Genomic DNA, 20,441 nt, shown 5'->3' on the forward strand with positions numbered 1-20,441 from the left:
TGTACCAAACTGATATTGATTTCAGTTAATTTATCCGCCTGCTCCGAAAGATTCTAATAGGGCAGCTAATCAGAACAGCTACATTTTTCTTCGAACAAATTTGTGAAAATTACTTTTCCTAATCATAATTTGACTCTTGTGTCTGCGATACCTGTTTTTAATTTTTCTACATTCATAATAAAAATATTTATGATGCAAAATTAGGCTTAGGAAAGGCTTAGAATGTTCCGCAGGATAAATGCGAACTTATACATTAATACAATTTAACTAATTGAAAATAAACTATTTACTCACAATACTACGTTCCAATTTATAATTCTGAACGTTGTTTTTTTTAAATTTTGGAAATTTAAGAAGGTAATTTTTTAAAGCCGCTGATGCTGAAGAAAGTATAGTATTTTGAATTCATCGTTTCCTGTTCCCCATTTTTAGAATAATTTGGAACGCAGCCCATTTACCGGCTGTGAGATGAATACAATAACCTAAATTTTTTTTGAAAAATTGGAAAATTGATGCGTTATATTACACTGTTAACAAATTAAACAAAAATAAATAGGTTACAAAATGAAATCGCCATCTCGGTACAGGGATTGAAAAATCCTAAACATTCCAGTACTGTCAAGTATCAAAACATGGTGTACTTTCCGGAAATTGATATACAGGTACAGTGAATTAGTCAATGAAGTCATTTTCGACTTTCCTTTTTCAAATTTTCAAAAAGCAATAACTATAAAAGCTACATAATTGAATCCTATCCAACTTGTTATTGTGGTATCAAATCTGTTTAGTATCGATCTGAAGCTATCAGATAAGCATTTGTTCTTTCTATTGCATATCGTTTTTTTGTACAATTGCCCATTGAAGCAATGATCGTTATCTGTATCGGAGTTTCTTTTATTATGAGCAATATTTGCTATTAATCTCAGTTCTAATGTTTTTGAACGTAGATTTTCAGCATCAAATCCGGCATCAAAGTTCAGGAAAAGTCCATCCCATGAAATGCCTGATGCAGGTAAGACTGTTATTTCTGTAAAATGCTTTTTCAATATTAAACAGGTCATTGTGATTCCCACAGACAGGCATCAACATGGCTAAGGGTAGTCCATTTCTAAATATATAGCATTAGTTGTTTTACGCTTTTTCCGACCCCTGATAACCAACCGCTTCACCTTCCTTTAAAGCTAGTGTATGGCTGCTATCTGCATCTCTGCTAGATAAATCAATTTTTGATTTATTCTTTTGCACAATACCACTCCAGCAAGCTTCCCATATTCTGGCTTTACACCATTTAGATAATAGCCAAAGACCCTTTTATAATGAAGAACATCGTTGCTAAATAACTGCAATACAGACAAAAGATTCCATTGAAGACCTGTTTTAAGTTTATATAAAATACAGTTAATAATCTCACAAACAGGAAATTTTGATTTAAAGCCTCGTTTTCCGATGGGAATATAAGGTACATTTCTAATTCTTACTTTGTACAAGGGATAGGATTTTTTTGGTTTAGCGACAATAATTTCCGAATCCTTTTTTTTTATTTCTAAATAAGCTATACAATGTTTTTGTAAAGTCAAGATCATTTCAGTAATACGATGGAAACAACCTTCTTAAGATTAAAAAATGGAAAGGATATCTTTACTCAAGTCAGCAACATTTATTGCCTTTGGTTATCTTCAGTCCAACCGTCTTTCCAGTAAGTTTTAAAATAATATATTTTTAACTTTTTTCTAAAGATTTTCTTATGTTTTGTTTGTTAGTGTGTGTGAGCAGAAGCACTATTTTCCAAAGTACTTTTTCAATCTTATTTTAATTTTATCTCTGTCTTCTGGAAATGATCCTTTTGGCTTTCTTTCCCAACAATCAAGTCCCTGTTCCAAAGCCCATAATGCTTTATCTCTAAGGCCTGCAATTAAAAAAAAGTCACAAGCTTTATAATGAGAACATTCACTTTCAACAATTTCATTGGCTGCATTTTCCCAATTTGAAAGTCTATCCAAATAAGGTATTCCAATATTTAAAAAGTTTTTTTTTAGCACTGTCATAACATTTTCTCTTTCATTTTCGTCTATAATTTGAAAATGCAATTCTCTTTTGTTATCAATGATTGGGAATTCCCAACCTTTAATATTCCAATCCATTGCTCCACCTAAACTGTCATTTATTGGTTTTTCACAAAATTCTTCCTTATGCCATTTTGAATATACGTTTGAAGACACTCCAAATGATGTCCAAAATTCTGCACATACATACTCTTGATTATATCTATTTAGTTGAAAATTGATAGTCTGAACAAAACCGTTTATTTTTCTCTTAAATATCAAAGTGCTTTTTGAAAATGTAAAACCAATTTGTGTCAATGGTTCAAATAATGTCATTTCAATATTAGTCGTTATTAATTCTCTTGGTTTCATATGGCTCTATGATCTGTAAGTATTTCTGTTCACGTTTTGGGGCTTTGCGTTCGGGCAGAAAATGCGAGTTTGACGAAAGTCAAACCGAGGCACAAAAGCTGATATTATTACTAAAGTTCAATTGAGAAACTGTTAATAGATTTTGCACTCAACCCCTGTCGCAAACCTTTGTTAGCTGTAGTATTTTTCCGAGTTATTTTACTATAAAATTTTTCAACTTATACCATTCGTCAACTCTTCCTTTTGTTTGGTTAATAAAAAAGTAAAGATAAGCAAATCGAGGATATACGGAAGATATTTTAAAATCAAATCGTCATGGACTTTTCACGAAAAGGATATAAGCATGGGGTAAGAAATATCCTCTCGCCGCCAAATTTTGGATAAATAAACTAAAGGTAGTGTCGCGAAGTATTTATTAATAAAATATCTTCCTTTTAACTGAATTAGTCAATCCTTAATCTGACAGTTGCAATAAATTAACAACTAAAAAATAATTAGAGTTATGACTACTTCAATTAAATGAATGTCTGAACTCCAAAGGCGAAACATTGGTCTTTATCTTGAAAAGTTTGCTGAATGATTGTGAATGTTCAAAGCCCAGTTCATAAGCAATTTCTGAAACGGATAGATTTGTTGTTGATAATTTTTCTTTGGCTTTTTCTATGATTGCACTCTGAATGTATTGTTGTGTATTTAACCCTGTGAAAGAACGCAACATATCACTCAAATAGCGTTGTGAAAGTTTTAATTCTGAACTGATATATTTCACTGTTGGCAAGCCATTTTTCAGACTATTTTCTCCTTCAAAATAGGTGTTCAGAAGTTTGTCCAAAGAAGTAATGATATCGTGATTGACGGCTTTCCTCGTAATAAATTGCCTATTGTAAAAACGATTGCTGTAATTCAACAACAATTCTATTTGAGATACCAAAACATCCTGGCTGAAATTGTCAATATTGTTATCTAATTCATTGACTATTGAAACAAATAAATTGGCTATAATCTCTTTTTCTTTTGCCGATAAAAATAGGGCCTCTGACACATCATAAGAGAAAAAACCATACTGATTTATTGTTTTCCCCAATGGATAATTCCGGATAAAGTCCGAATGGAAATACAAGGCTATACCTTCATAACTTTCTGTATCTTCGGGTGAAAAAACAATTTGTTTAGGCTTCAAAAATGCTAGGCCACCCTCTTCAAAATCGTAATATCCCTGTCCGTATTTTATCTGTCCTTTGAATGTAGGTTTAAAGGAGATCTTGTAAAAATCAAGACTTACTTTTTGTCCTTTTGGAAACACTTCAATCGAAACATTATTATAATCAACCAGCGCAATCAGTGGGTGCAATGGCGCAGGAAGTCCCAATAAGCGAACGAGTTGCGATATACTTTTAATATGGTTGATGTCAGATTGTTGTTGCATTTTTCGTTTACTAATTTAATCAATTTTGTTTTGACGGACGAATAACGATATCGCCAATTTCAACATCATCAGGCTGGCTCATTGCATACATCACAGCATTGGCTATGGCTATGGGGTTTATGCCGATTTGTTCCATTCCTTTTTGAATAGTTATTTTCATTTCTTCGTTTTTTAGGTTGTCCGCAAAATCTGTTTTCACAATTCCGGGCGAAACACCTGTAATTCGTATGTTTCCGTTTGATTCCTGACGAAACGCCTCTGCAATAGTGCGAATGGCATTTTTAGTCCCTGCGTAAACGCCTTGCATGGGCACAATCTTTATTCCTGAAGTTGAAATGATATTGACGATATGTCCAGATTGTTGTTGCTTGAAAACGGTAACTGCCGCCGCCATGCCATACAAAACACCTTTGAGGTTAATGTCGATCATTTCTTCCCAACCTTCAATATCCAATTCGTCAATACGGCTTAGCTGGCTGACACCGGCGTTGTTTACGATGACATCTAATTTTCCGTATTGCTCAACAGCTGTATTAACCAACCGGACTAGATCGGCTTTATTCTTTACATCAATTTGAGTAAAATTAGCAAAGCCACCTTTACTTTTTATTTCTTCAACAAGCTGCTGTAATTGCTCTGTTCGTCTTGCACCCAAAATAAGCTTTGCACCGTTTTTTGCCAATTCCAGGGCGATGGCTCTACCTATTCCACTACTTGCACCTGTAATAGCAACTACTTTTCCTTTAATATTTTGCATTATTGCCAGTTTTTATTTGTCTATTTGTTTTTCTAAAAATTCGGGATAGCGGTCGCCCATAAGTGTAATTCCATTCACTGTTGTATCAATTTTTGCCAGTTCATCGGCTGTTAACACAACATTTGTACTGCCAATGTTTTCTTCTAAACGATGTAATTTTGTAGTTCCGGGAATCGGTACTATCCAGGCCTTTTGAGCTAATAGCCAGGCCAATGCCAATTGTCCGGCCGTAATATTTTTTTGTTGAGCAATCTCAGAAAGCGCATCCACTAAAACCATATTGGATTTTATGTTTTCTTCGCTGAAACGAGGAATAACATTTCGGCGGTCTATATCTGCTAATTTTTTATTTATGATACCTGTAAGGAAACCTTTGCCCAAAGGACTAAAGGGAACGAAACCAATTCCTAACTTTTCTAAAGTAGGTATGATTTCATTTTCCGGCTCTCGCCAAAACAAAGAGTACTCGCTTTGTAATGCTGATACAGGATGAATGGAATGTGCTTTTCGGATCGTTTTAGCACTTGCTTCAGATAAACCGAAATATTTTACTTTACCATCTTGTATCAGGTCTTTTACCGTACCTGCAACATCTTCTATCGGAACATTAGGGTCAACCCTATGCTGATAAAGCAAATCTATATAATCTGTTTTTAGTCTTTTTAGAGATGCTTCTGTTACTGCTCTGATCGTTTCGGGCCTGCTGTCCAGACCTACAGCCGGCCTTGCATCTTTACAGCCAAATTTTGTCGCAATTACTACATCTTTTCTGTAAGGCTGCAACGCCTGGCCAATAAGTTCTTCATTGGTGTAAGGTCCGTATGCTTCCGCAGTATCAAAAAAAGTGACCCCTCTTTCAACGGCATTGCGCAGTAATGTTGTGGCCTCTTTTTTATCAAGACCTTTTCCGTCCAAAAAGTTTAACCCCATACAGCCAAAGCCTAATGCGGAAACTTCCAACCTATTATTCCCTAATTCTCTTTTTTGCATAATTCTATTTTTAATCGTTTGTAACTGACTTAAATTTCAAGTACAAAATTCCTGGTTATAGTTTTATAAAAAGTAGCCGGATTGGTAATTGTTGTAGTCAGATTTTCAAACGTTTTTTAAACACTATAAATAAGTTCTCCACATTATCTAATAATCTGATTAATAGCCTCTCCAACGAGATTGATAGGATTATAGAATGCCTTGAATATTATTTTAAATTGCCTGCTTTGGGTATTTCAGATTATTAGTAAGAAATAGATTTAACGCTGATTGCCCTCCTGGAATATCATATTTTATACATGGTTTTTATAATAGCTAATTTACAGAATATTTTATCCTTATTGAAGTTACCAGAGTGTTTATGGAAAATAGTTACGCGTTTTGCAATTAAAGATTGACACTCTAACTTGACAGCCATTTTGATCTTTTGAACAAGATTTTCAATACATTCTCCATAAATTTTTTTCAAGTGCCGTGAAGCCGTAATCAAAAAAAGGGAAATTCTAATCACAGGTAGTGATTCCCATTCAAGTGGTTAAAACTCATTAATATTGAAAAACATTCCAGATCCATGTAAAATCCTATTTTCTAAACCACCCCGGATAATTTTTTAGCTATGTGAAACAGGCAGCCTTACTTTTGAAATATGACTGCAGCTGCATGTTACACAATACAGCACGCACACTTAACACATTAAACAACAGTAAATTAAATCTAAAACGGTTATTACAAATAAATAAAACTATTTGTAATAACCGAATTAGATATTAAAAATCATATTATATCATCTTCATAAATCGAAGATATGCTTCCATTACCTTTTTGTTAAAAATCGCAGGACGAATATCTGTATCTTTCAAAAAGCGTTCTGTATTATTACTTTTAAAATAGTAAGTATCTTCATAAGCTTCAACAAGGGATTTACCTTCATGTACATCATCAGTGAATAAATAGAGAAGAGAATAGAGCGGTAGTTCCTGATTCCGCCTCCATTGCTCAAACCAATTTTGAAAGTCCATTCCTTTCATTTGCAATCCACAGTAATCGGTTATGCGCACACAAAAATCAGTAAGTGAAAGATCGTGTTCAGGCAATGGATTTAGGTTAAAATTCAAGCCTACAGCATCTTTCTTTTGACTAATATGGGCAATTGCTTTACATACATAATCTACTGTAATTACTTCATCTTTCAGCCCCATCACGTAAGGAAACGCTTTCAATTCAATACAGGAACGCATTAAAGAACTCCACCATTGATTTAAAGGTGTTGCCCCTGTTTCTCCATGGCACACTACAAAACCTAAGCGAAAATTGATTAGAGGAAGCCCTTTGTCCCGGGCCTTGGAAGCCATACTTTCCATCACCCATTTACTTCTGATGTACCCCATATCGCGGCAGACTGCAGGAAGATTCTGCTCTATTGGCTCATCTTCGGTCATCCAGGTTTTTCCTGTAAAACTTCTCCCCCAGCTATATACTCCCATTGAAGAAGAAATGATAAGAAATTTAGTTTTATCATTAACTGCCAGATGTAGTATATTTGCCATACCATCTACGTTTGGTTTTTTGATATGCTCATAGGGCTGAACATAGCTCACATCACTACCCATATGATAGATAACCTGCATATCTTTTGCCAGTTCTCTGTATATGTTTTCCTCAACTCCAAGATTAGGTTTTGTTAGATCTCCTAATATAATTTTAATTTTGTCTTCATACTCTGCTATCCATACTAATTTGAACTTTAAGAATGTACTTTTAATCCGTTCTAAACCGAGCTTTTCATTTTCGGCACGTACTAAGCAATATATGGTAGCGTTAGGGTTTTTGAAGATAAGTTCTTCAAGAAGGTGTGAACCAACGAATCCGGTAACACCTGTAAGAAATATTTTGGAAGGATTACCTAAAACCCGTGGATCAGGCTGTTCTTTAATTTCAAAATCAAAGGGCAGTTCTGAATCTTTTAATAATTGTTCTTCTACCAGACGGGCCTTTTGCTGTTGCGTTGCTTCATTTTTAGCCAAACGATTTTGTGCTTCTTCTACAAAAAGATTAATTGTTGGGAATCGATACAATTCCGGTAATGAAACTTTTTTTCGAACATTCAATGGTAACCGATCGTGCATTTGAGCCAGCATCAAAGAATGCCCTCCCAGTTCAAAAAAGTTATCATTTTCATCAATTTCATCCAGGTTCAGCAAATCCGTCCATATCTCGGTCATTTCCTGTTTTAGATCTGAAGCATTAACCTTTTCTTTGGCTTTCTTACTTACTTGCTGTAGCGGAATATGTAATTTGCTTTTATCAATTTTCCCTGTTAATGTCAGCGGAAGTTTGTCATAAAGAACAATTTTATCGGGAAGCATGTAGGTAGGAAGACTTTGTTTCAATCTTCCTCGTACATCTTCAAGTGTTACATATTCTTTATCAGCATCATAAAGCTCAAGAAAAGCGACAAGTATGGGAAGTCCCTGTTCCGGGCGATGAACTTTTACGGCTGCATTTGCAACTTGTGCAAGCTGTCCTATATGATGTTCAATTTCTTTCAATTCAATTCTGAAACCTCTTAGCTTAACCTGATCATCCAGCCTCCCAACAAATTCAATATTGCCGTCTTCTCTCCAAAATGCGCGGTCACCGGATTTATACAAACGGTATTCTTCCCCATGAATAAATTTTATCCATTCCGGCGCTTCAATAAAAGCTTCTGCAGTTTCCAGAGGCCTATTTATATAACCTTTTGCTAATTGCTTTCCTCCGATGTATATTTCTCCGGTTATACCTTTATGCACTTTTTCAAGATTTTTATCCAATATGTATATTTGAGCGCTTTCTAAAGGTTGTCCTATGATATGGGGGTTTGTATCTTCTATCTTAAACTGATGAGTGACCACACTAACTGTAGTTTCCGTAGGACCATATACGTTGATGAGCCGCACACGATTGCACCAGCTTTTTACCGTTTGTTCTGACGGGGCCTCACCTGCAACTGATAAAGTATGAAGAGATCCAATAGGGAGATCCGTGGGGAGTGTACTCAGTACAGCAGGAGGAAGATACGGAACAGTATCAATTTTATGGTCAATAATAAAATCTAGCAAAGGTTTTCCTATAATTTTATTATCCGGATACAGAACTATAGTTGCACCGGTTAATAAAGGGATCCAGATATCAATGATAGATACATCAAAGCCTATAGAGCTGAATTGGAGTGTTACATCCTTACTGGAAAAGCCCCATAATTCTGTAAAAGCCTGCACAAAGGTTGAGAATGCTTCATGATGAATTTCAACACCTTTTGGTAACCCTGTACTGCCGGAAGTATAGATGATGTATGCTGTCTGCATCGGACTTATATCCTCAGGATTTATGATTTCCATATCCAGCTCTATAGGCTTTGTTTTCCATTCATCTATATTTATCAATCCGGGAACCGTATCTGAAAACTTTTCGATATATGTATTTTCTGTGATAACAAGTTCTGCCTGCGCATCTTCAATCATCATTTTAATTCTATTTTCCGGTAATTGACCATCGATAGGAAGATAAGCAGCTCCTATTTTGAGTACGGCTAAAAAAGATATGATCCTTTCCACAGATTGAGGCATACATACAGCTATAGAAGTTCCACTTTTTAGCTGTAAGGCAATAAGATGCCCTGCCAACTCATCGGACCGGCGGTCAAGTTCTTCATACGAAAGAGATCTATTTTCAGAAATTAGGGCTAATTTTTTTGGAAAGGACCGGCTCACAGTCTTAAAAATAGAAACTACATTTTTAAATTGGTTTTGCTGAGTGTTAAAATCATTATTAACATTCTCATTGGTGATTTGAGTTTTCATTGGAATTAGTTTTGTTTATTGGATATTTATTTATAACACTTTATTAATATATATTAATGTTTAATCTATTTTATATCCTTATTATTAATCTTAAAGTATACACTTCTCTCAGTTATTAAAATCATAAAATTTAATCAGTGCAAACTAACAGCTGATCAACAAAAAAACTTTTCTAAAACTTCGAATTGATTTCGATGGATCCTAATCACTCCAAATATTCTCTTCCCTTGATCCACCTATTAAAATCAATGTCAGGGGCAAGGTCTAATTTCTTTCTTAATCTATATTTTTTCGACTCCACAGTTCGAATTGACAAATGGTCATACTGGGCTATTTCTTTATTAGAAAAATTCAGTTTTATTAAGGCACAGAATTTAAGATCCTTAGCCGTCAATTGTGGTAGCTCCGATCTAAGATTATGACAGAAAGTAGGATGAAATTCTTCAAACCTGACCATGAAAAGAGAATCATTATTCATAGCCATCGCTTTCAATTCACTTAAAGATATTCCTACATTGTTTCTTTGTAAGTTTTCTATATTCTGCGGAACTGCTAATAAACTTATATTTTGTTCGCGATATATTTTCTTAAAAAAAACAATTAAAGTAACAAAAAACAAAAAACCACCGATACCGCCATATAAACCATTCTTTTTACCCTCTTCTATTTTTTGCTTTTCATGTATTACTTTTTCTAATGGAATATTTACAGCTTTTTTTTCAAGGTTTACCAACTCATCGTTTATATTTAAATATTTCTCCAGATAAATTTCTTTTTTCCTATTATCGCCAAGTGCATAGTACGTTTTATATATTAACTTATACGTATCTCTCATATCCTTTTTTCGGTCCATCTTTTCGGAAATACTTAAAGATTGGAGGTAAAAATCCAGAGATTTTTTGTAGTCTTTCTTCTCACTGTATAGCTTTCCAAAAAATTGAAGCATAATTGATTTCTGAAAGATGGGATACTTATTAATTAATAATGAAGCTTTTTTAACGTAATATTCTGCCGAATCCAGTTTTTTATTCTTCAAATACCGATCTGCAATGGTTATAAACAACAATGGCTCTGGAGAGAGGCTAAGACATTTTTTCTGCATAGACTGTACCGAATCATTTATTTGTAGCTCCTCAAAACTGCCTAATTTCCAAGCATATGCAAAGTATAGTAAAACATCTCTCTTTTTTTTTACATTAACTTGATTTGCATATTTAATCGCTTTATCAAAATAGGCATTCGATTGTTTATATAACCCTAAATGAGAATAGTTTCTGCCAAGCTCATTATAAAAAGTAGATTTTAATACAAGATCATTAATTTCCTCATCTTCAATGGCAAAAAGATAGGATAAGCTTTGTTCATATTGATTAAGAGTACAAAATGTATTAGCAATGTTAAGGTACCCCTGGATAATTCCTTTCTTATATCCTATTTTTTTAGAAATGTCAACCAATTCTTGATCAAGTAAAACGCTTGCCCGGTGGTCTCCTATTTTTTTCAGCCTTTTAGATTCTATATTTTGAAGCTTATCAATTTCAGATATTGTGTATTCTCTGGCATAGAATTGTGTGGAAAACAAAATGAAAAGCAATATAATTTTATTTTTAAAAAAAATAAAAAACATAATAATTACTTTATCCATTTTCGCAGTGTTTGTGTTTATAAAATTCATTACATATAAAATATAACTTAAATACTTACTATTAAATTATCATAATATTAAATTATTTAAATATACTTAAATTTAACAAATTATAAATACCACACTAATACCACAAAATTTTGATAGCCAGATAATACAGGCAGTCATTAATTTTTATAATAATTACCAGCAGTAATTGCTAAATTAATTCTGTAAGGTAAAATAGTTGAATTTAAATTTCATAATGAACGAAGGCTACTTTGCAACCACCATTTTATACTGTGAATAAAGTAAAAATTAAATAGGTATGTCAGTATAAAAAAACAGTTTAAATAAAATGAAGCTAGTTCATTTAAGACTTCATAGATTATAAAGGCGTGTAAATTATTGACATTATGGCTTTTTCTTCGTAAAAAGTATCATTTCCTCCTGCTACTATTGTGCAGTTTACAATATCACCCGGATTCAATTTTAAAGCTAGCACCTGGTTTACCGCGTATTTGTTATTTGCTAACACAAGCCCTCCAGAACTTTGATTATAAGAACTGGTTCTGATTGAAAAATTTGCACTTGGATTGCTGAAATCTGATAATTGAATACTTGCAGAAATCTGATACACACCCTCTTTATTAACTGTAAATGTATTGGTACTGCTGCTCCAGGTACCAATACTAGCAGCAGGATTAATATCAATTGTATCGAAAACTACAGTATTAGTTACATTACCTCCCGGAAGCAAAGTGCTACCAGGTGTATTTAGCTTGACACTTAAGACAGTTGTAGGGATTTTAAGACTCGCCGTAAATACTGCCGGATCAATTTGATATACGTCACCATTGGTTTGTGAAATTATTACTTTAGCTGTTCCGAGCGAGGGTGCTAATGGCAATTGCCTTATTCGTGCAGTTCCATTTACATCTAAAGTTTGTGTTGGAGAAGGAGTATTTATTCCAACTTGGGAGTAATAAAATGCTCCGATAGGGAGGGCTAATAATACTAATAAATGTTTCATAATTTGTCTGTTTTTAGAATCATGTAAAAAAAAGGTTATTTTAAAATCTATACAATACTTAGAGGGTGTAGTACTGTATAGTAGAATGCATCAAATTTAGAAGTAAGATCTAAAAAAACAACCACTGCATTTACACTTCACAGCACAACTAACTGATTATAAATTACTTAAAATCAAATGCAGTAAAAATACAGTGCTTAAATATTGTAAAGAATATACGTCCTGTATAAGACGGTTCGTTATTATTTATATTCGATTTGCTAATTAGCCATCTCCAGTATTTGTAATTATTTTGATGTTGCCAGAAAATTAACAATACAGGTAGGTAAACTTTTTCGGCGAATTTGTATTTTACTTTAGGAGTAACCTCTAAAATTAGTTATCTTTTGATAAAAAAATCATAGAATGACACCAAAAGAAATACTAGAAAAATGGGTAGACCTTTTTAATGCATCTGACGCTGCCGGTTTAGCGGAGCTATACACCGATGACGCTGTTAATCATCAGGTTGCAAATGATCCTATCGTTGGAAAATCAGCAATCTACACGATGTTATCAAATGAATTTTCCGCCGCAAAAATGGTTTGTATCGTTGAAAATATATTTGAGGACGGAGAATGGGCCATCATGGAATGGAAAGACCCCAATGGCTTAAGAGGATGTGGCTTTTTTCATATTGTCAATGATAAAATAATATTCCAGCGAGGTTATTGGGATAAACTGAGCTTTTTGAAACTACAGGGGTTACCACTTGTATAGTATTATCATGTGTAGATAAGCATAAAGATAGTCAATCCTACAATTTAGAGTTAGCTATCTTTATTAAATAGCTATTATATATTGAGAACAAAAATGACTGCCAGTGGCAGCCATTTTTGTTCTCTTTTTATGAGATTTCTATCATTCTCGGTGGTTTCTGCTTCGCATCCTCCTTCTTGGGAATTGTTAGCATAAGCAGCCCGTTTTCATATTTCGCATTTATATTATCTTGGTCCACCACATCCTTCGGAAGCTCAAAGCTTCGTTGGAAGGACTGATAACTGAACTCTTTCCGTGTGAAATTATCTTCTTTTGTTTCGGTGCTGTCATGCTTCATGGATGAAATCGTGAGCAGGTTACCATCCAATTTGATCTGAAAATCATTCTTGTCCATTCCGGGTGCAGCAACCTGTACCTCGTACGCATCGCTATTCTCCTTTATATTTACCGAAGGTACCGTAGTACTGGTCGATGAGTAATTGTTATTGCCCCAGTTAAAAAGTTCACGGCCAAAAAAATCATCAAAGATGTTCGAAAAGCCTACATTATTGTTTCCGTTTCTTCTCATTAGATTATTCATAGTAATCTCCTTTTAAATAGTTTAACAATCATTTAATAACACGTCAGCTGGCCAGCTGTATATAAAAAACAGCAAAAAAAATACCAGTTGCCAAAGTGTCTTATTTTTTTAGCATTGCTGTCAAATTTTCATCTTCCGTGGTATTTAAAGTGGTATCTGCACTCTCTTTTTCTCTATTTTTTCTTCCTTTGTAAATGCGGGTTGCTTTACGATTCTTGATTGAGGTACCGCAGCTGATCCAGATGGTAGACAGCAAAAGAGATAAACAGGTAATACCTAATCCGGCTTTATAAAGATCGTATGCCACCATACCCGTTTTGTAAGCAATTGAAAGCGCCAGGATTCCAAATTCACCCGTCTGGGAAAGCAATGCACCCCCATAAAAACTGTTCTCCCATTTGAAATTCAGTATCCGGAAGAATATAGATGCCATGATGCTGTTGCTTACCAGTACCACTAAGGTACCTATGACGATAAGCTTGTAATTGGATAAAAGATAATTAATATCCAGCCGTAGACCGATGGATACAAAAAACAGCGAAATGAAGAAGACCTTAAAAGGCAGCAGGGAATGTTCGAGCCAGTAGAATGCCTGGATTTTTCCGACCAGAACCCCTGCGATAAAGCTGCCCAGTGCAGCACTCAGGCCAACGGTCTCTGCAACAAGACCAAAACCAAGACAGATGAAAAGTCCCGAAAACACCTGCAGGTCATGGTCGTTTTCAAGGAAGGTGCTTGAAAACCTGATTTTCCTCAGATTTCTTATTTTTCTGAATATCAAAAAAATTCCTACACATATAGCCAAGGGAAGTGCAAAGTTTAAGATGTTGAACTTTTCACCGTTCCAGAATTTCAGGACTGTCAGGACTGGAGCCAGGAGAAGATCCTGCAATAACAGAATATTGAGGATAATAATTCCGAAGGCGCTGTGAAGTTTTCCATGCCTCTTCATAAATTCCACAACAACTGCTGTGCTGTTGAACGTAAAGAGGATTGCGATGAGCAGAACACTTTTAAAATCAAGTTCAAGTATCTCGCCCAGGAAATAGGCAAACAAAAAGCTCAGCATTACTTTGATACTCTGTGCCAGTATCGGCTTAATGATAAGGCTCTTTTTATTGGGAACATTAATTTCCATTCCTATAAAGAACATCAGCAGTAATATTCCTATCTCACCGATCACCTCTATTTCCTCAGTCTTTTCAAAAAGTTTGAGAGCATGGGGCCCCAATAGCACACCTGCGATAATATAAGCAATAAGATAGGGCTGATTAAATTTTTTCAGCAAAAACATCAGTCCTAAAATGGTCATACACAAAATACATACTGTCCAAAGCATATCTCTATAACTATTAGATTGAAGTATTTACAAATTTTTAAATTCAAACTGGAATATCCGTTTTTAACGGTAGTGTTAAGGCAGCTGGCCGACTGGAAAAGAAAAAAACAAAAAAAATACCAGTTGAAGAGCTGTGATATTTTTTCCGGATTGCTGTCAAAATTGCAATACTATTAGTTGCAATATTTGACTTATGACAGATGCTGCTAATCATATGTAATGTATATAATTTTAATTACATTCATAAGCCAGTTTCTTGTGACATATTTACCATTTTTGGCTGGACCAAAGGAGCACCCTCTTTGTAATTGTGATTTCCATCATAAATTTTCCATTTTCTGATTACTAAGTTTGGTAGTACCTAAATTAATTATTATGAAATATGTATTATATCTTTTTTTATTAAGCACTCTGTCCGCCTGTACAAAATCTGAGACACAGTATATTAATCAGGACAATAAAAAAGAATCAGTAAATGACAAAGCTTCGGATACAATACAAACGCTGGATGAAATGTCTGATACCATGAAGCAGGAAAGAGACACTAATGTAAAAACTGCTAATGAATAGTTATGTATGACTCCAAAAGGCAGAATAATTATCATTCGTGGTAATGATACAGATATTTATAAAGCAGAATATGAGTCAACATCCTATCAGTTGTTAATTAAAGCTTTCACCTTGCTGTCTGAGCAAAAAAATGTTCGTATTGAAATAATCACAACATCAAATTTAGCAGCGAATAAAAAAGAGATTTATTCTACAGCATTAGAAAAGCAAGGCTATAATAATGTCGGGTTTATTCATATTCAAAAAAAACAGGACACAGATCATTATTATCCAAGGATACGGGATGCTAAATCTGTTGTTTTTGTTGATAATAATCTTAAAATCTGTGAAATTTTAAAGAACTCAGTAATGCTGGAGCTTTTAAGCAAACGATACCAGCATGAAGAAAGCTTTACCATTGCCGGAATCAACTCAGGAGCAATGTATCTTTCGGAACTGATAATAAGTAACACCGGAGATACCGCTGCAGGTCTTGGATTCATTAAGAATTGCATCATTGATACCCAGTTTATACATGGAGCAAGATTTAAAAGTTTGGTAAAAGCAGTTCTCGGTCATCAGGAATATGTAGGCTTGGCATTAAGAAGCGGCATGTTATTAATCATTGAAAAAGGTTACAAAGCATCATGTTTTGGCAGTCATTCTATTATAGCAGTGAATGCTAAAAATATTAAAAACGAGCACCTAACAAGAGGAACTTCTGTTTATAAAAAAAATCTGAAAGGACATATTCTTACCGATGGCTCTGTACTCAATTTAATCAGTGGAGATCCGATAAAGAATCATTTGCCTGCCTACAGCTTAAACTTTACAAACAGAAATATAATTCTATAATCTCAACTAAATATTACATATGAAACCCAAAGGACAATTATTGATTATCGGTGGTAAAGAAGACAAGGATGGAAGTGCTTCTGAAATGAAAAAAATGAATAAAAATTTTTCACACCATGAAATTCTTAAGCTTCTGGCAAAATCCAAAGATGACCGGATTGAGGTGATTACTGCAGCAACTTCTGAACCCGAAAGCATGCAGCAAACCTACACAAAAACATTTAAAGATATCGGATATACAAATTTTGGTTTTCTGGATATCCGGGATGACCAGATTCATACAGATGATCATTTCAAAAGGATAAAAGCCGCTGCTACAGTCTTTTTTACGGGAGGCGACCAGAATAGGATCTGTCAAACGTTACAGCAATCTGTTTTAATAGATCTTTTAAGGGAAAAATATCAGAAGGAGGAAAATTTTATGATTGCGGGAACCAGCGCAGGAGCAATGTGTATTCCTAATATTGTAATCCTGGAAGCAGTTAATGGTGAAGCGATCCTGGAAAATGATATTGAGCTTGATTCCGGGTTGGGTTTAATCGGGAACTATATTATTGACACCCATTTTGTACACCGGGCAAGATTCGGGAGGCTTGCACACGCTATAATCTCTCATCGGGATTGCTGGGGAATCGGTCTTGGAGAAGATACAGCCCTTTTGATAGAAGAGGGATGTAAAGCAACATGCTACGGATCCGGAATGGTCTGGATTTTTAATGCAAAAGAAATTGGCTGCACAAATATAGAAACCGTAAAAAAAGGCTATCCTATTTACGCAGAAAATCTTAAAGCTCATATTTTAACAGAAGGTTGTAAAATTGATTTTAGCAACAATGTATTTGCAGGAGCACTATCAGAAAAGAAAAATGACAATAAAGAAGAGTAAAATAAAACTTTTCTTTTTACAGAACTTGTTTACACTTTTTATTTTGTAGTAGTCAAAAGTCACAAAGTTTATTGAATACCTAAGTTAAATAAAGCCCTGAAATAAGCTCCATACAACTCATGTAAGTTAAAAAAAAAAAATCAAAGATTTTTTGCTTATGTGTACTTTTTATTCTCAATCAGTTTAAACTTAAAATAAGCTAAAGTGTTTATAGCCTTTCACCCAGCTTTTGTAACTAAATTTTTAATTAGTTTAAACAGGCTTATAATGAAATAAGGGATTTCGATCTCCTATTCAGCATAATATGAGATCACTCATAAAATTGTAATGTTATTACCTATATTTTTAATACTCCAATTTAAGAATGCTATGAATACCAGAAAATATTTATCTCTTACTTTAAAGATCTGGCGGCAGAAAAACAGAAAAACAAAAGGGAAATTTGAAATTTACAAAATTTCGGATATTTCTACCGATTCGTCTTTTCTGGAAATGCTGGATATACTTAACGAACAGTTAATTAGTGAAAATAAAGAACCTGTCGCCTTCGATCATGACTGCCGTGAAGGAATATGCGGAATGTGTTCTTTATATATAAACGGAAGAGCACATGGCCCGGATACAGGAATTACAACCTGTCAGCTCCATATGAGAATGTTTGGTGATGGTGATACTATTATTGTTGAGCCTTGGAGAAGCATTGCGTTTCCTGTTATTAAAGATTTAATTACAGATCGGAGTGCTTTTGACAGGATCATGGCAGCAGGTGGATTTATTTCTGCCAACACTTCTGGAAATACGTTGGATGCCAATGCTATTGCCATTCCCAAAGCTGATGCTGATAAAGCGATGGACGCTGCAGCTTGTATTAGCTGCGGAGCTTGTGTAGCCTGTTGTCCGAATGGTGCCGCAATGCTTTTCGTTGGTGCTAAAGTTTCTCATTTTGCGTTACTTCCACAGGGAAGAGTTGAAAGAAAAAGAAGGGTTCTAAATATGGTAAAAGCAATGGATGAGGAGGGCTTCGGAAATTGTTCAGTAATTGGAGCATGTGAAGTAGAATGTCCTAAAAATATTTCTTTGGATACTATTGCCAGAATGAATAGAGAATATATGAGCGCCTGGCTCAGTACAGAATAAAGCAGAATTCTTAAAGTTTAATCTTCAATTGTCTTATAATGATTTTAGTAACGGGAGCTACAGGAATTCTTGGCAGGGTAATCGTTTTGGAACTTTTAAAAAGAGGTAAAATAGTTCGTGCCGCAAAAAGAAGCTCCAGTGATTTGGAAGAAGTGAAAAAATCATTAGAATATTATACAGAAAATGCTGAAAGCTATTTTAATAAGATAGAATGGGTGACAATAGATTTAAACAACAAGAAAAGTGTGCAAAGTGCCCTGGAAAGTGTAGAAGAAGTCTATCATTGTGCTGCAAAAGTGAGCTACGATCCGGAAAGGCAAAAAGAGGTTACTGACATCAATGTTAAAGGAACTGAAAATATTATTGAATGCTGCAGATATTTCAATAATGTGAAATTTCTTTATGTAAGTTCTGCAGCAATTTTTAATAAGGAAAAAAGCAATAAACCGATTGATGAAAATTCTGATCTTATCAATGGTAAAAACAATACAATATATGCTATCTCAAAATATAAGGCTGACTATGCAGTTCGTGAAGCATTTTATCAGGGATTACATACCATTATTATCTATCCGGGAATGATTATAGGGAGTGGCAATTGGCAAAAAAGCAGTGGTGAACTTTTACAGATTTTTGCCGGTAAATTTTACACTTTCCCCGGTGGAACAGGATGTGTGGATGTAAGAGATGTGGCAAGAATAGCAATCGAACTGATGGAAAAAAATATGTTTGGAGAACGTTTCATTGTTGTTTCTGAGAACAAAAAATACAGTGATCTTTCTAAAATGATTAAAAAGAAATTTAATAAAAATAATTCTTTTGTACTATCGGCAAATATGTTACATATAGGAAGAATTTTAAATATTATTACGGGAGGACTGGTCCCCAAATTAAGATTACTGACCAGAGCGAACATAGAATTTTTAACATCGTTTCAGAAAATGAATAATGATAAAATTGTAAAAACTTTAAATTATGAATTTATTACGGTGGAAGACAGCCTCATTTTTCATATTAATAATTTTCTCAGTGAAAAAGGATAAAGCCAATCGGTTCAAATCAAATCCATGCTATTTGATTGCTCTTTTAAAATAATGTAATTATGATTTCACTCATAGACTGGTGACAAACCTCTATGTAATTTTGATTGACAAAGTATTCATAGAATTCATTAACTTATCATTATAGCTTATGAAAAATTTATTCGTATCCATCATTGCACTAAGTTTTGTAGTCCTGGCCTGTAAAAAAAGGGAAACTGAAAACACTACAGTTACCGATTCTGCCAATACACCAGGTAATTATTCTGATACAGCGGCATCAACATCCCCAATTTCCAAAGACAGCACTGCAGGTGGTGACAGTATAAATACAAAGACTCATATTGGCGGCAGAAAAACAAGCAACAATAATACAGGAAACGCCACCGGTAACATCAATGCGGCAGTATCGGACAGTGCGCATCCTGCAAAATCAAAATAAGCCACTGATCATTATCCTGTTAATTTGCAGAACTTATCAAACTTTAAAATCATAATCATCATACACTTTGTTGATGAGCTGATCCGAATGGATATTTTGTGAAAAAATAGGATAATGAAAACGATCCAGCTTATTAAGAATGCGTATCAGATCCATCTTTTCACTGTGATTAAGATTTCCTGCAACGATATGGGTAGCCTGGCGAATCTTCTCCATTTGATTTTCCAGGATCAGCAGTCCCCTTTCGGAAATGCGTATTAATTTACTTCGTTTGTCCAAATCAGAGTCAGTTTGTTCAATAAGCCCCTGACGCAGCAGTCTTGTGATAATAAGCATACCTACCGGCTTATCATGAATATTTTTCTTGATGAGCGCCATCTTGGTCATCTCTCCAAAAACCTTCAAATTAATCAGATAAATAAAGTCTTCCTGAGTAGAAAATTCAGAATCTGAAATTGCAGATTTTGAGTAGGTTTTCGCATATCGGTTAAGATGAACAAGTAATGTACTTATAGCACTTTCCGGTGTTCTTCCATTCTCCTTACCTTCCCAGTATGGCTCTTCAAGATGAGCTTCTTCAGTATTCTCTTTATTGGAAACCCATGCTTTAAAACCCTGAATAGTTCCCGGATACAAATCAGGACAAGCACGGACTTCCGTTTCAAACTCCTGCAGCAGGTCTATAAAATCTTTAATAAGCGTGTAATTCATATCCGTTAAATAGTTTACAAATATACCTAAATCTTAAAAAGTTATACAATATATATT

17 protein-coding genes and 1 pseudogene are annotated in these 20,441 nt (G+C 34.4%); 7 read left to right on the forward strand and 11 right to left on the reverse strand.

The window, feature by feature from the left end; genetic code table 11:
• Positions 1-713 precede the first annotated feature (713 nt).
• The 8 genes and pseudogenes from MP477_RS22825 to MP477_RS11930 form a co-directional block, all read right to left on the reverse strand.
• Positions 714-1,520, reverse strand: a pseudogene (locus MP477_RS22825) (IS5/IS1182 family transposase).
• Positions 1,521-1,778: 258 nt separating this feature from the next.
• On the reverse strand, positions 1,779-2,414 hold the full coding sequence (locus MP477_RS11900; protein WP_230041119.1) for a DUF4304 domain-containing protein: 636 nt from the start codon (positions 2,412-2,414) through the stop codon (positions 1,779-1,781).
• Positions 2,415-2,925: 511 nt separating this feature from the next.
• Entirely contained in the window at positions 2,926-3,840 is a 915-nt protein-coding gene (locus tag MP477_RS11905) for an AraC family transcriptional regulator (protein WP_257190610.1), read from the reverse strand.
• A gap of 19 nt (positions 3,841-3,859) precedes the next feature.
• Positions 3,860-4,597: an SDR family oxidoreductase gene (locus MP477_RS11910; RefSeq protein ID WP_257190611.1), complete on the reverse strand. Its 738-nt coding sequence runs from the start codon at positions 4,595-4,597 to the stop codon at positions 3,860-3,862.
• A gap of 12 nt (positions 4,598-4,609) precedes the next feature.
• The gene (locus MP477_RS11915) at positions 4,610-5,587 is read right to left on the reverse strand and encodes an aldo/keto reductase (protein WP_257190612.1); all 978 of its coding nucleotides are present in this window, start codon (positions 5,585-5,587) and stop codon (positions 4,610-4,612) included.
• Positions 5,588-6,366: 779 nt separating this feature from the next.
• Positions 6,367-9,429, reverse strand: coding sequence for a non-ribosomal peptide synthetase (locus tag MP477_RS11920; RefSeq protein WP_257190613.1), 3,063 nt, complete (start codon positions 9,427-9,429; stop codon positions 6,367-6,369).
• A gap of 205 nt (positions 9,430-9,634) precedes the next feature.
• Positions 9,635-11,074 (reverse strand): hypothetical protein, encoded by a 1,440-nt coding sequence (locus MP477_RS11925; RefSeq protein ID WP_257190614.1) that lies wholly within the window; start codon positions 11,072-11,074, stop codon positions 9,635-9,637.
• Between the two features lie 367 nt (positions 11,075-11,441).
• Complete coding sequence (locus MP477_RS11930) at positions 11,442-12,086, reverse strand: hypothetical protein (RefSeq protein WP_257190615.1); 645 nt, start codon at positions 12,084-12,086, stop codon at positions 11,442-11,444.
• Between the two features lie 405 nt (positions 12,087-12,491).
• Between MP477_RS11930 and MP477_RS11935 the strand changes: the two genes are divergently transcribed.
• Positions 12,492-12,845: a nuclear transport factor 2 family protein gene (locus tag MP477_RS11935; protein WP_230041131.1), complete on the forward strand. Its 354-nt coding sequence runs from the start codon at positions 12,492-12,494 to the stop codon at positions 12,843-12,845.
• A gap of 127 nt (positions 12,846-12,972) precedes the next feature.
• Here MP477_RS11935 and MP477_RS11940 read toward each other — a convergent pair whose 3' ends face one another.
• Positions 12,973-13,425, reverse strand: a complete 453-nt coding sequence (locus tag MP477_RS11940; protein ID WP_257190616.1) for an Hsp20/alpha crystallin family protein — start codon at positions 13,423-13,425, stop codon at positions 12,973-12,975.
• A 100-nt stretch (positions 13,426-13,525) separates the two neighbouring features.
• Complete coding sequence (locus MP477_RS11945) at positions 13,526-14,764, reverse strand: cation:proton antiporter (protein WP_257190617.1); 1,239 nt, start codon at positions 14,762-14,764, stop codon at positions 13,526-13,528.
• Between the two features lie 375 nt (positions 14,765-15,139).
• Here MP477_RS11945 and MP477_RS11950 point away from each other — a divergent pair, with 375 nt between their 5' ends.
• The 6 genes from MP477_RS11950 (at position 15,140) to MP477_RS11975 (ending at position 19,673) form a co-directional block, all read left to right on the forward strand.
• Positions 15,140-15,334 carry a hypothetical protein gene (locus MP477_RS11950; RefSeq protein ID WP_230041134.1) on the forward strand — a complete coding sequence of 65 codons (195 nt, stop codon included), beginning with the start codon at positions 15,140-15,142 and terminating at the stop codon, positions 15,332-15,334.
• A 6-nt stretch (positions 15,335-15,340) separates the two neighbouring features.
• Complete coding sequence (locus MP477_RS11955) at positions 15,341-16,168, forward strand: hypothetical protein (RefSeq protein WP_257190618.1); 828 nt, start codon at positions 15,341-15,343, stop codon at positions 16,166-16,168.
• A gap of 19 nt (positions 16,169-16,187) precedes the next feature.
• Positions 16,188-17,054, forward strand: coding sequence for a cyanophycinase (locus MP477_RS11960; RefSeq protein WP_230041136.1), 867 nt, complete (start codon positions 16,188-16,190; stop codon positions 17,052-17,054).
• 369 nt (positions 17,055-17,423) lie between these two features.
• Entirely contained in the window at positions 17,424-18,191 is a 768-nt protein-coding gene (locus tag MP477_RS11965) for a succinate dehydrogenase/fumarate reductase iron-sulfur subunit (RefSeq protein ID WP_230041137.1), read from the forward strand.
• Positions 18,192-18,229: 38 nt separating this feature from the next.
• Entirely contained in the window at positions 18,230-19,234 is a 1,005-nt protein-coding gene (locus tag MP477_RS11970; RefSeq protein ID WP_257190619.1) for an NAD-dependent epimerase/dehydratase family protein, read from the forward strand.
• Positions 19,235-19,382: 148 nt separating this feature from the next.
• On the forward strand, positions 19,383-19,673 hold the full coding sequence (locus MP477_RS11975; RefSeq protein WP_257190620.1) for a hypothetical protein: 291 nt from the start codon (positions 19,383-19,385) through the stop codon (positions 19,671-19,673).
• Positions 19,674-19,709: 36 nt separating this feature from the next.
• Here MP477_RS11975 and MP477_RS11980 read toward each other — a convergent pair whose 3' ends face one another.
• A complete protein-coding gene (locus MP477_RS11980) occupies positions 19,710-20,384 on the reverse strand; it encodes a MarR family winged helix-turn-helix transcriptional regulator (RefSeq protein ID WP_230041140.1) in 675 nt (224 codons plus the stop codon).
• Positions 20,385-20,441: the final 57 nt, after the last annotated feature.

Source organism: Chryseobacterium sp. WG23, assembly GCF_024586575.1.
In the GTDB taxonomy this organism is placed as follows: domain Bacteria; phylum Bacteroidota; class Bacteroidia; order Flavobacteriales; family Weeksellaceae; genus Chryseobacterium.